This window comes from Janthinobacterium sp. SUN128 (assembly GCF_030587275.1).
GTDB lineage: Bacteria > Pseudomonadota > Gammaproteobacteria > Burkholderiales > Burkholderiaceae_D > Janthinobacterium > Janthinobacterium lividum.
Genome location: NZ_JAPWHY010000001.1, coordinates 48,163 through 60,495, shown reverse-complemented (window position 1 = coordinate 60,495; position 12,333 = coordinate 48,163). Strand labels below are relative to the sequence as shown.

Genomic DNA, 12,333 nt, shown 5'->3' with positions numbered 1-12,333 from the left:
GCATGGACATCACCGACATCACCCCATCCCTGCTGCGCTCCTGGCCCCTGCCCATGCCGCAGCCCGACGGCGACAAGGAAGTGCGCGGCCACCTGCTGATCGTTGCCGGCTCGGCGGAAATGCCGGGCGCCATCCTGCTGGCGGCCACGGCAGCGCTGCGCGCGGGCGCCGGCAAGCTGACCCTGGCGACGGGCGCATCGGTGGCGGCGTAGGTAGCCATCGCCATGCCCGAGGCGCGGGTCATTGGCCTGGACGAGACGGCGCTGGGCGGCTTCCGGCATGAGGCGCAACACCAGCTGGCGCCGCTGGCCGGCAAGGTGGATGCCGTCCTCGTCGGGCCAGGCATGTGCGACACGGCCGCCAGCTGCGAGCTGATGCGCCACCTGCTGCCCCTGTTTGCCGGCAGCCGCCTCATTCTCGACGCCTGCGCCATGCAGGTCGTGCGCAAGCCCGCGCACTTCCGTTTTGAGCAAGCCGTGCTGCTGACGCCGCACGCGGGCGAACTGGCCCAGTTGCTGGGCCTGTCGAAAGACGCCGTGCTGGCCGACCCGCATGCCTGTGCCGTGGACGCGGCGCGGCGCTGGAACGCCATCGTCGCCCTGAAAGGTGCACTGACCGTCATCGCCATGCCCGACGGCACCAGCTGGACGCATGCAGGCGGCAATATCGGCCTGGCCATTTCCGGTTCCGGCGACACCCTGGCCGGCATCATCACGGGCCTGGCCGCGCGCGGGGCGCCGTTGGAGCAAGCGTGCGCCTGGGGCATCGCCCTGCATGCGCTGGCAGGCGAACAGCTGGCCCTGCGCTTCGGCAGCCTCGGCTACCTGGCGCGCGAAATCCCGGCCGAGATTCCCGCCCTGCTACGCCATCTGGCCGCATGAACGGCGCGGCGTGGAAACAACAGCATAAGCATATCCAGAAAGAATCGTTAGCGCCGGCGGGCGCCTCCCTTAAGCTCATTGCAACTGTTTCCATACGAACACCAATCGAGCCCAAAGGACACCGCCTTGCATCCGCACCACTCATCCACCCCTGCCTCCCGTCCCGCCACGCCCCTGCGCGCCATCGTGCTGGCCTGCGCCATGCTGGGCACCGTGCCCGCCTGGGCCCAGGACGCGCAAGCCACCGCCAGCACAGGCACCACCGCTGAAACGGCCGGCGCCAGCATCGACCAGGTCACCGTCGTCGGCTCGCGCGCGCGCAACCGCACAGTGTTCGACAGCAGCGTGCCCATCGACCGTTTCGGCGCGCGCGAAGTGAGCAATGCGCTGGCGACGGGCGACGTGGGCGCGGCCCTGCAAAACCTGTCGCCGTCGATCAACTTCCCCCGCATCGAGTCGAGCGGCGCGTCGGACTCCGTGCGCGGCATCCAGTTGCGCGGGCTGGCGCCCGACCAGGTGCTGGTGCTGATCAACGGCAAGCGCCGCCACACGAGCGCCGTGCTCGACACGGAAAGCAGCTTTGCCGGCACCGTGCCAGTGGACATCAACGCCATTCCACCGAATGCCATCGACCACATCGAAATCCTGCGCGATGGCGCCGGCGCCCAGTACGGCAGCGATGCCGTGGCGGGCGTCATCAACATCGTGCTGAAAAAAGCGCGCACGGGTGGCGCCGCTTCCGTCAGCTATGGCGCCAACCACACGCATTTCGACCCGACCGACCAAACCCTGACGGATGGCCAGACCGTCATCGTCAACGCCGACTATGGCGTGCCGCTGGGCGAGGCGGGCTTCTTCCGCTTCGGCGCAGAAACGCGGCGCCGCTCGCCCACGGAACGGGCCGGCCCCAGCGACGCGGGCTGGACTTCCTACAACTTCACGCCGGCCGACCAGGCGCTCGACGGCAAGGTGGTGTTCAAGTCGGGCGACTCGCGCCAGCGCAACAACTATTTGTTCTACAACACCCAGCTCACCCTGGACAGCGGCCTGGACCTGTACTCGTTTGCCACCCTCAACGAACGCACATCGGACGGCAGCGCCTACTTCCGCTATCCGGGCGACCCGTCGAACGTAGCGACCCTGTATCCGAACGGCTACCGCCCCGTCACCAACGGCGACAAGCGCGACCTCAGCATCGTGGCCGGCGTGCGCGGCAGCGCTGGCGAATGGAACTGGGATGCCAGCGCGCGCCACGGCAGCGACCGCTTTGACTATGGCGTGAGCCACTCCGTCAACGCTTCGCTGGGTGCGGCCAGTCCCACGCGTTTTAATCTGGCCGGATTCGACTTCCGCCAGAATGCCTTGAATATCGATGCCACGCGCAGCATCGACATCGGCTTGCCCGCCCCTTTGAGCCTGGCAGTGGGCGCCGAATGGATGCGCGAAACCTACACCAGCTCGGCCGGCGATCCTGCCTCGTATGCGGCCGGCAGCTTCACGGACGCTCCGCCGGGCGCGCAGGCGGGGCCGGGCTTGCGCCCCTCGGACGCCTACGACGGCAGCCGCCAGATCCGCTCCGTGTATGCGGACGTGGAAAGCGACCTCACGCCGCGCCTGCTGGTGGGCGCCGCCGCCCGCTATTCCCACTACAGCGACTTCGGCAGCGCCAGCACGGGCAAGCTGTCCACGCGCTATAAAGTGACGGATAACTTCCTCGTGCGCGGCTCGCTGTCGAACAGCTTCCGCGCGCCGGCCCTCGTGCAGACGGGTTTCCGCTTCGCCACACTGAACTTCAACGCCGATGGCACGGCACTGCAAACGGCGGCCCTGCTGCCGGCCAGCGATCCGCTGGCGCGCAGCTTCGGCGCGCAACAGCTGAAACCGGAAAAATCGACCAACGTATCGCTGGGCCTGGCCTGGAAACCGGCCACCGCCACCAGCGTGACGGTGGACGCCTACGTGATCCGCATCCGTGACCGCATCACGCGCTCGAGCGACCTGCAAAGCGACGCCGTCACGGCCTACCTGGCCGCCAATGGCCGCAACGATATCCAGTCCGTGGCCTATCTGGCCAACCTGCTCGACACGCGCACAAAAGGCCTGGACGTGGTGCTGAACCATGACCTGGCGTTCACCTCAGGCAAGCTGAACCTGAATGCGGCGCTGAACCTGAACAAGACCAGCCTCGACAAGGTGCATCAGAGTTCCGCCGCGCTGGCCAACATCGATCCGAGTCTGACCCTGCTGACGGAAACGAGTTTGTTCCGCATCAAACATGCGTCACCCTCCAGCAAATTAATCCTCGGCGCCGACTGGCAGGCAGCCGGCTGGGGCGTGCAGGCGCGCGCCACGCGCTTTGGCGAGCTGAAAGATTTTTCCTACGACAGCGATGCACCCTTGATCGACGGCATCCCGGCCCAGCGCTTCGGCGCCGTCTGGTCGCTGGACCTGGAAGGCCAATTGAAACTGAGCAAGCAACTGACTTTGAGCGTGGGCGGCAACAACATCCTCGACCGCTATCCGCAGCGCGTACGGGAAACGAATAACGCCACGTATGGCGGTGCCCTGCCCTACAATTTCATCAACCCCATCGGCGTCAATGGCGCGTACTTCTACGCCAAGCTGAACTACATCTTCTAACGCCACGGAAAGAACCCATGATCATCAAGAAAATCTCCCACCTCGTCGCCGGCGCCTGCCTGAGCGCCCTCCTGCTGTCGTCCGCCCAGGCCGCCGCGCCGCTGGTACTGATGACGGACTTCGGCACGGCCGATGGCGCCGTATCGGCCATGCATGGCGTGGCCTATGGCGTCGATCCCCAGCTGACCATTTCGGACCTGACGCACCAGATTCCCGACTACGACATCTGGCTGGGCGCCTATCGTTTGTACCAGACGGCCAATTACTGGCCGCAAGGCACGGTGTTCGTGTCCGTCATCGACCCGGGCGTGGGCACGGCGCGCAAGTCGGTGGTGCTGAAAACCAAGGGTGGACGCTATTTCGTGGGGCCGGACAATGGCCTGTTCACCCTGATCGCCGAGCGCGACGGCGTGGCCGAACTGCGTGAAATCGATGAAAAGGTCAATCGCCTGGCGGGTTCCGCCGAATCGTACACCTTCCATGGCCGCGACGTGTACGCGTATGTCGGTGCGCGCCTGGCGTCGGGCGCCATCACGTATGAACAGGTGGGTCCGCAATTGCCGAGCGAATCCGTGGTGAAGATCGCGTATCAAAAACCTGTACGCGACGGCAACACCATCCGCGGCATCGTGCCCGTGCTGGACGTCAAGTATGGCAATGTGTGGACGAATATCCCGAAATCCCTGCTCGACGAGTTGCAGGTAAAGCTGCACGATCCACTGCAAGTGCGCATCTTGCACAAGGGCAAGCAAGTGGCCAAGGTCACGGCGCCATTCGAACACACGTTTGGCGGCGTCGCCAAAGGCAAGCCGCTCGTCTACCTGAACAGCCTGCTCGACGTGGCCGTCGCCATCAGCCAGGGCGACTTTGCCGCCAAGCATCACGTCGAATCGGGCGTGGATTGGGAAGTGGAAGTGAGCAAGGCCCCTGCCGCCAAATAAACGCTCCTTACGCGGCCGGGACAACCTGTCCTGGCCCAACTGATCATATCCCTTGCAGGTTTGCGCTGCGTCAAACGCAGCGCGCTCCCCTCCCCCGCCAGCACGGTGCCTGCGCAAGTCCGGTGAACCTGTGCCGGCCCGCCTACTCTAAACCTTGCAAGCGATGCCAGCCTTGTTCCAGATACGCAATCTGGCGAGGCATGCGTTTCCATGACAGTCTTACACTGAAAAGGAACAATCATGACGGCTCCACTCCTGACCACCAGCAAGCTCGTCCTCGGCAGCGCCATCGTCTGTGCGCTGCTGGGCGGTTGCAACAAGCGCAACGATACCAGCACCACCGCCACGCCCGCCGCCACCGCGCCGGCAACGCCGCCCGCCACCAGCGGCACGTCCGGCACCACGGGCACGACCAACCCGGACGCCACCACGCCAGCCACGCCTGGCATGGCACCGGGCGCCACCACCAACCCCGATGGCACGACCACGCCGCCATCCACCACGCCGCCCCCCAACGGCACGACACCGGGAACAGGCACGGGCACAGGGACCACGCCGCCGCCACGCAACAGTTAGCCCTCTGGCCAGACGGACGGGCAAAAAAAAGAGCCTTCCGCGGAAGGCTCTTGAAATACCACGGCGCAGCGCAAGCTGGCCTTGGCCCGGTATTACTTTTGCAGGCCGACCGATGTCGCCTTCGGCGTGCGGCGTCCCATCAGGAACAGCACGGCCTTTTTCAGCATGCGGTAGATGAAGCGCACCAGCAGCAAGGTCAGCACGCATTCGAGCAAGGTCAATATCATGGCCACGGCTACGGGCATGCGCGCGGCGCGGCGGTGGAACTTGGCCACGGCGCCATCGCGGGCGATCTCGATGCTGTCATAGAAGGTCGGCACGACCAGCAGGGTCAAAATCGTCGAGGTGATGGTGCCGCCGATGATGGCGATCGCCAATGGACGGTAGAACTCGCCACCCTCGCCCAGGCCCAGCGCCACGGGGAACATGCCGGCGATCAGCGCGAACGTCGTCATCAGGATGGGACGCAGACGCATGCGGCCCGCATACATCAGCGCGTCTTCGCGGCCATGGCCCTCTTCCTCGCGCTTGCGCGCCGCGTCCAGCAGCAGGATGGCGTTCTTGGCGACCAGGCCCATCAGCATGATGATGCCGATAAAGCTCATCAGGTTGAGGGTATTGTTCGTGATCACCAGCGCCACCACCACGCCGATCAGACTCAGCGGCAAGGACATCATCACGGCCACTGGCGCCGTAAATGAACCAAACTGCATCACCAGGATCAAATACATCAGGCCGATACCCATCACCAGCGCGATCAGCATTTCCGTGAACAGCTCTTGCTGATCCTGGCCAGCGCCACCGAGCGCCAGGCCGTAGCCGGGCGGGAAGTCGATGGAGTTGGCCAGCTTCATGGCATCGCTCGTCACTTCACCGTTCGAGCGGCCTTGCGCATTGGCCGACACGGTGATCGTGCGCTTGCCATTCTTGTGCTCGATGCCGGACGGGCCCTTGCCCATGGTAATGGTGGCGATCTGGTCGAGCGGCACCATTTGCGACGTGCCCGTCACGCTGATCGGCAGGCGCTCGATGTTTTCCGATGCCACGCGGTCATCGGGATGCAGGCGCACGGCCACGTCGCGCGTCTCGCCCGTCGGATCGACCCAGTCGCCCACTTCCACGCCGGCGAATGCCACGCGCAACGATTGCGCCGCGTCATTGACGGAAATGCCCATCGAGTTGGCCAGGCCGCGATTGAGCTCGATCTGCAGCTCGTTCTTCGGATCTTGCTCGGACAGGCCCACGTCGACGGCGCCGGGAATCGCACGCAGCTTGTCCATGTAGGCGTTCGTGATCTCCATGAGTTTACGCGAATCCGGACCCGTGAATTCCACCTGGATCGGCTTTTGCGAACCATTGCTCAAGTCATCCTGCACCACGTACTCGGCGCCCACCAGGCGCGACATCTTCTCGCGCAGCTCGACGGCGATTTCCTTGGCCGAACGCTTGCGGGTGTTGCGCTTGCCGATGTCGACATATACCCGTCCGCCGCCGGCATTGATGGAGCTGTTGGTATCCTTGGTCTCAGGCAGGGTACGCGCCAGCACGGCAGCCGCTTCCAGTTTCAAGCGCGAATACTCGATGCTGCTCGACGATGGCGTGCGCACATTGATCATCAGGTTGCCTGAATCGGATGCTGGCAAGAAACTCGTGCCACCATGCGTGGAGTGCAGGACGATGGCGCCCACCAGGCTGCCGAAGGCGATGACAGCCATCCAGCGGCGGTGATGCAGTGCCCAGGCGATCACGCGGCCATAGCGGTCGGCCTGATGGTCGAACCAGTGGTTGAATTTTTCCAGCACGCGGCCGATGCCCTTTTTCGGTGCCGAGTGTTCCTCGACCGGGTCGCCCCAGTAGGCCGACAGCATCGGGTCGAGCGTAAACGAGATGCCCAGGCTGACGAGCACCGAGCACGTCACCGTCAAGGCAAACGGGCGGAACCATTCGCCAGAGATGCCTGGCATGAAGGCCACGGGAATGAAGACGGCGATGATGGAGAAGGTCGTGGCAGCCACGGCCATGCCGATCTCGGCCGTGCCTTCCAGCGCGGCCGTGCGGCGGTCCTTGCCCATCTGCATGTGGCGCACGATGTTTTCACGCACGACGATGGCGTCATCGATCAGCACGCCGATGGCCAGCGACAGACCCAGCAAGGTCATGAAGTTCAGGGTAAAGCCGCACAGCCACACGGCAATGAAGGCGGCAATCACGGACGTCGGCAGGCTCAGCGCCGTGATCAGGGTCGAACGCCACGAGTTCAGGAAGGCGTAGACGACGAAAATCGTCAGCACGGCGCCCAGCACCAGCGATTCGATCACGTTGTTCAGGCTATGCTGGGCGTTTTCGCCGCCGTCCCGCGTCACTTGCAGGATCGTGCCTTTCGGCAAGGTTTTGTTGATTTCCGCCACCATGTCGCGGATCTTGTTGGCCACGCTGACGGTGGACGCGTCGCGCACGCGGGTGATCGAAATGCCCACGTTCGGCTTGCCGCTGCGCATGCTCAGGCTGTTAACTTCGGCAAAGCCATCTTCGATGGTGGCCACTTGCGCCAGGCGCACGATTTCCTCGCCGCGCCGCTTGATCACCACTTTCTCGAAGTCGCTTGGCGATTCGATGCGGCCCACCAGACGGATGCTTTTCTCGTCCAGGGTGCCGCGCACCTTGCCCACGGGCGCATTCGTGTTCTGGTTACGCAAGGCGGTGACGACATCGCTGACGGACACATTGTATTCACGCAATTTTTCCGCCCGCAGCAGCACGGACAGCTCGCGTTTCAGCGAACCGCCCACGTTGACCAGCGCCACGCCATCGACAGTGCGGAAGCGGTCCGACAGCACGTCTTCGGCCAGGCGCGAAATTTCCGCATGGCTTTGCGTATTCGACGACAGCGCCAGTTGCATGATCGGTTCGGCAGCCGGGTCGATGCGCTGCAAGATAGGCTCGCGCATTTCTGTCGGCAACTTGTAGCGCACGGCGGCAATCGCATTGCGGATATTGTCGGACGCTTCGATCAGGTTGGTATTGAAGGAAAACTTCAGGAAGATGCTGGCCGAACCTTCATTCGAATCGCTATTGACTTCGGTCACGCCGGAAATACTTTGCAAGGACTTTTCCAGGCGGTTCACCACTTCGCGCTCGACCGTGTCGGGCGACGCGCCAGGGTAAGGAATGCTGACGACGATGAAGGGTACTTCGACGTCCGGGTTCTGGTTGACGCGCAGTTTCTTGAGCGCCAGCAAGCCGACGCACATCATGGCCAGGATCAGGACGATGGTGGCGGTGGGCCGCTTGATACTGAAATCGGAAAGGAACATGGCTTAGTTTCCTTTACCAGCAACGGCGGTGCTGCTGCTGGCCACGGCGGCGGCAGGCACGGCCTTGGCGGCCGTCAATTCCACTTTCTGACCATCCTTGAAGGTCGAGCCCGGCGTGCGCAGCACGGTGTCGCCGCTGGCCAGGCCGCTTTGTACTTCCCACTGGCCCGTGCGCACGTCGCGCGCGCCGATGCGCAAGTTGACTTTATGCAAAGCCTTGTCCTTGACCTTCCACGTGTAGGTCACGTCGCCCGCCTTCACCAGGGCCGAATCGGGGATCATCAGCGCGCTGACGGTTTCCGTCTCGATGCGCCCTTCCGCGTACAGGCCGGCCACGCGCGGTTGTTCCTTGTCATTGAAATCGACCAGCACGGCCACCTGGCGCGTGACGGCATTGGCCGCAGGATCGACGCGGCGCACCTTGCCCGCGAAATCCTGGCCCGGATACCCATTGATGCGGAACAGCACGGGCTGGCCCACCTTGACGACGCCAATCTTGTCGGCCGACACCAAGCCTTCGAGGCGCATGCTGGTTGGATCGATGACCTTGATCAATTCCTTGCCGATTTGCGCCGTATCGCCATTCGAGACCTTGCGCTCGCTCACGATGCCGTCGAACGGCGCGCGCACGAGAGTGCGCTGCAGCTGCTGGCGGGCTTGCACGGCGCGGCTTTTCGCGGCGGACAGGTCGCTTTGCGCATTGTTGCGGCGGATTTCCGCGTCTTCCAGCGCCTGCGTCGACGTCATGCCCGAGGCGCGCAGGGTTTTCATGCGCTGGAACATGCGTTCGGACTGCTCCAGCACCTGGCTGGCGGCGCGGCTGGCTTCCTCGGCCGAATTGAGGCCGTCGCGGATGGACGTTTCGTCCAGGCGCACCAGCACGTCGCCCCGTTTGACGACTTCGCCATTTTCCTTCATGACCTGGATCACCACGGCCGACACTTCGGCGCGCAAGTCCGCATTGCGCTCAGGCTGCACGGAACCGGTGATGACAGGCCCCGATGCCAGCGCATTGCTCTGGATGGTCAGCAGGTCTTCCGGGGATACCAGCAGATTGACGGCAGCGCCCGCCTGTTCCTTGCCATTCTTGCCGCCCTTGCCGGGATCTTTGGACTCTTTGCCGCAGGCGGCCAGGGCGGAAGCGATTGCCAGAACAAACAGGGTTTTGCGCAACATGGGTAATTCTCCGGATAGATAGCACCACTACCGTTGCTGCGGCCCGGATAGGGCTGCAAGCGATAGCAAGCATAATATTTTTATTAAAACCACAAGCGCCAAAGTATCCATGAGCGTGTCCGGGCATGTCAATCAGCGGCTTCCTGTAATGCTTTAATGAATGGATGAAACGTAGTTTTTACGCCCTGAAACGCAAAACCCCGCCTTCAGGCGGGGTTTTGCGTTTCAGGGAAAGCGAACTTAGCGGGCAAAAACGGTGTTGATCAGGAAACCGATCGCCACGCCTGTGCACAGGCCGCCGGCGATTTCCACCAGGGTATGCCCCATGCGCTCGCGCAACCAGGTGTGCGCCGGGCTGGCCGCTTCCTTGGCCAGGCGGTTGATGGCCGCCGCCTGCTTGCCCACGTGCTGGCGCAGGCTGTTGGCGTCGATGATGACGATGAAGGCCAAGGTCACTGCCACGCCGAAGGCGGGATGGCCGATGCCTTCGCGCAAGGCGATCAGGGTGGCCATGCTGGAAACGACGGCGCTATGGTTGCTGGGAAAGCCGCCATTGCCGACCAGACCGAACGCCCATTGCCGCGTGCGGACACTGTTGATCAGGAATTTGATCGGTCCGACCAGGATCCAGGTGATCAGGGGCGTGACGAGGTAAGCGATATCCACGGGGTATTCCTTCTTATATATATATGTCTGTCAAGTGTGTGAGGGGCTGCGGCAGCCCGATGGGCGCGCCGCAATTATCGCAGATCATCCGCGCCAGCAGAACTGTCCATCGTCAGCCTATAAAACGCCGCCCCCGGCGGCAACTAATATAAAATCATGGCATATACAACAATTGACGTATATCAACACTGAGTGCGGCGCGCACAGCGGCGCGGATAATCAAACGTCTTTCACACTTGCAACGGGGTCCTCATGCGGCATTTCAGAATTTCCTTTTTAGTCACTTTTATCCTGATGGCAGTGTCAGGCTGGTGGGGGTACAGCCATGGCGGCATGTCTGGCATGATCCAGGCGCTGTGGATCACGGGCGTGCTGGGCATCATGGAAGTGTCGCTGTCGTTCGACAATGCCGTGGTGAATGCCTCGGTCTTGCGTCACTGGAATGAGTTCTGGCAAAAACTGTTCTTGACGGTCGGTATCCTCGTGGCCGTCTTCGGCATGCGGCTGCTGTTTCCGTTGGTCATCGTTTCCGTCGCCACGGGCCTGGGCCTGGTCGACGTGTGGACCATGGCCACCACGACGCCGGACGTGTATGCCAAGCACCTGACGGACAACCATGCGCAAGTGGCGGCCTTCGGCGGCGCCTTCCTGCTGCTGGTGTTCCTGAACTTCCTGTTCGACGATGAGAAGGAGTTGCACTGGCTGGGCTGGGCCGAGGAAAAAGTCAACGCGCTGGGCACCGAAAGCCTGGCCGTGCTGATCACCATGGGCGCCGTGGCCGCCTGCGTGGCGATGGGCCCTGTGGATGAAAAATACAGCGTGCTCGCTTCGGGCATCGTCGGTATCGCCGTCTACATCGGCGTAAACTGGATCAGCGGCTTGCTGGAAGAAGGCGAACCGGACTTGCAGGATGACGCAGAAGAAGGCGCCGCGCCAGCCAGGAACGGCAATGGCGACCTGGTAAAAACGGTGGCGCGCGGCAGTATCGGCGGCTTCCTGTACCTGGAAGTGCTGGACGCCTCGTTCAGCTTTGATGGCGTGATCGGCGCGTTCGCCATCACCAACGACGTTGTCATCATCATGCTGGGCCTGGCCATCGGCGCCATGTTCGTGCGCTCGATGACGGTGTACCTGGTGCACAAGGGTACCCTGGACGAATTCGTCTATCTGGAGCACGGCGCCCATTATGCGATCGGCATCCTGGCCTTGATCATGCTGGCGTCCGTCAAGTACCATATTCCGGAGTGGTTCACGGGCCTGTCGGGCGTGGCCTTCATCCTGGTCTCGCTGTGGTCATCCTTGCGCTATCGCAAACGGCACGCGGCACAAGCTTGAAATCGGGGGTTCCGCCCCCAATTGAGAGAGTAATGGCACGAGCGCTTTGCGCTCATCCCATGAAGGCATGACAACCGGCCAGCAGGCAAAACACGCCACCGGCCGGTTATTTAAGCTAAATTACTAAACAAGGAGCACCACATGGCAATCAGTTTGCAAAAAGGCGGCAACGTCAACCTGAGCAAGGAAGCACCGAACCTGAAGAAGATCATCGTCGGCCTCGGCTGGGATCCTCGTTCGACGGACGGCGCCACCTTCGACCTTGACGGCAGCGCTTTCCTCCTGAAAAGCGACGGCAAAGTCCGTGGCGACTCTGACTTCATCTTCTACAACAACCTGAAGTCGACCGACGGTTCCGTCGTCCACACGGGCGACAACACCACGGGCGAAGGCGAAGGCGACGATGAGCGCATCGAAATCGACCTGTCGCGCGTGCCGGCCGACATCGACCGCATCAGCATCACCGTCACCATTCACGATGCCGACGCGCGCCGCCAGAACTTCGGCATGGTCTCGAAAGCCTTCATCCGCTGCCTGAACGCGGAAGGCGAAAAAGAAATCGCCCGCTACGATCTGTCCGAAGACAGCTCGACGGAAACGGCGATGATCTTTGGCGAAATCTACCGCTACAACGGCGAATGGAAGTTCAAGGCTATCGGCCAGGGCTTCAACGGCGGCCTGGGCCCACTGGCCCGCTCGTTCGGCGTCAATGCCTAAAATTCACACGCAGAAAGCCTGCCTGGCTTTCTGCGGTGAATTGGACTAGTGTCGTATCATCACTGCCGCCTGCACAGTTCAGGCGGC

Annotated in this window: 10 protein-coding genes; 7 read left to right on the top strand and 3 right to left on the bottom strand. The window is 62.8% G+C overall.

Annotated elements, in window-relative coordinates; translation table 11 throughout:
- Positions 1-2: 2 nt before the first annotated feature.
- The 5 genes from O3297_RS28760 (at position 3) to O3297_RS00250 (ending at position 5,038) form a co-directional block, all read left to right on the top strand.
- Positions 3-212 (top strand): hypothetical protein, encoded by a 210-nt coding sequence (locus O3297_RS28760; protein ID WP_370385368.1) that lies wholly within the window; start codon positions 3-5, stop codon positions 210-212.
- A gap of 12 nt (positions 213-224) precedes the next feature.
- A complete protein-coding gene (locus O3297_RS00265; protein ID WP_370385367.1) occupies positions 225-881 on the top strand; it encodes an NAD(P)H-hydrate dehydratase in 657 nt (218 codons plus the stop codon).
- A 126-nt stretch (positions 882-1,007) separates the two neighbouring features.
- The gene (locus O3297_RS00260) at positions 1,008-3,521 is read left to right on the top strand and encodes a TonB-dependent siderophore receptor (RefSeq protein WP_305047416.1); all 2,514 of its coding nucleotides are present in this window, start codon (positions 1,008-1,010) and stop codon (positions 3,519-3,521) included.
- A 17-nt stretch (positions 3,522-3,538) separates the two neighbouring features.
- Complete coding sequence (locus O3297_RS00255) at positions 3,539-4,462, top strand: S-adenosyl-l-methionine hydroxide adenosyltransferase family protein (protein ID WP_083299500.1); 924 nt, start codon at positions 3,539-3,541, stop codon at positions 4,460-4,462.
- Positions 4,463-4,702: 240 nt separating this feature from the next.
- Positions 4,703-5,038, top strand: a complete 336-nt coding sequence (locus O3297_RS00250; protein ID WP_305047415.1) for a hypothetical protein — start codon at positions 4,703-4,705, stop codon at positions 5,036-5,038.
- Between the two features lie 92 nt (positions 5,039-5,130).
- On the opposite strand, the gene O3297_RS00245 is transcribed toward O3297_RS00250, so the two are convergent.
- The 3 genes from O3297_RS00245 to O3297_RS00235 form a co-directional block, all read right to left on the bottom strand.
- Positions 5,131-8,352 (bottom strand): efflux RND transporter permease subunit, encoded by a 3,222-nt coding sequence (locus O3297_RS00245; protein ID WP_305047414.1) that lies wholly within the window; start codon positions 8,350-8,352, stop codon positions 5,131-5,133.
- 3 nt (positions 8,353-8,355) lie between these two features.
- Positions 8,356-9,528, bottom strand: a complete 1,173-nt coding sequence (locus tag O3297_RS00240) for an efflux RND transporter periplasmic adaptor subunit (RefSeq protein WP_099392917.1) — start codon at positions 9,526-9,528, stop codon at positions 8,356-8,358.
- A 240-nt stretch (positions 9,529-9,768) separates the two neighbouring features.
- Entirely contained in the window at positions 9,769-10,194 is a 426-nt protein-coding gene (locus O3297_RS00235) for a divergent PAP2 family protein (protein WP_092612170.1), read from the bottom strand.
- 252 nt (positions 10,195-10,446) lie between these two features.
- Between O3297_RS00235 and O3297_RS00230 the strand changes: the two genes are divergently transcribed.
- Complete coding sequence (locus O3297_RS00230; protein WP_034785106.1) at positions 10,447-11,529, top strand: DUF475 domain-containing protein; 1,083 nt, start codon at positions 10,447-10,449, stop codon at positions 11,527-11,529.
- 141 nt (positions 11,530-11,670) lie between these two features.
- The gene (locus tag O3297_RS00225; protein WP_034785104.1) at positions 11,671-12,246 is read left to right on the top strand and encodes a TerD family protein; all 576 of its coding nucleotides are present in this window, start codon (positions 11,671-11,673) and stop codon (positions 12,244-12,246) included.
- Positions 12,247-12,333: the final 87 nt, after the last annotated feature.

Excerpts from the sequence above, each read along its gene's own strand:
- O3297_RS00240 (WP_099392917.1), bottom strand. The coding sequence starts at position 9,528 with ATGTTGCGCAAAACCCTGTTTGTTCTGGCAATCGCTTCCGCCCTGGCC.
- O3297_RS00225 (WP_034785104.1), top strand. The coding sequence starts at position 11,671 with ATGGCAATCAGTTTGCAAAAAGGCGGCAACGTCAACCTGAGCAAGGAA.
- O3297_RS28760 (WP_370385368.1), top strand. The coding sequence starts at position 3 with ATGGACATCACCGACATCACCCCATCCCTGCTGCGCTCCTGGCCCCTG.
- O3297_RS00255 (WP_083299500.1), top strand. The coding sequence starts at position 3,539 with ATGATCATCAAGAAAATCTCCCACCTCGTCGCCGGCGCCTGCCTGAGC.
- O3297_RS00245 (WP_305047414.1), bottom strand. The coding sequence starts at position 8,352 with ATGTTCCTTTCCGATTTCAGTATCAAGCGGCCCACCGCCACCATCGTC.
- O3297_RS00265 (WP_370385367.1), top strand. The coding sequence starts at position 225 with ATGCCCGAGGCGCGGGTCATTGGCCTGGACGAGACGGCGCTGGGCGGC.
- O3297_RS00230 (WP_034785106.1), top strand. The coding sequence starts at position 10,447 with ATGCGGCATTTCAGAATTTCCTTTTTAGTCACTTTTATCCTGATGGCA.
- O3297_RS00250 (WP_305047415.1), top strand. The coding sequence starts at position 4,703 with ATGACGGCTCCACTCCTGACCACCAGCAAGCTCGTCCTCGGCAGCGCC.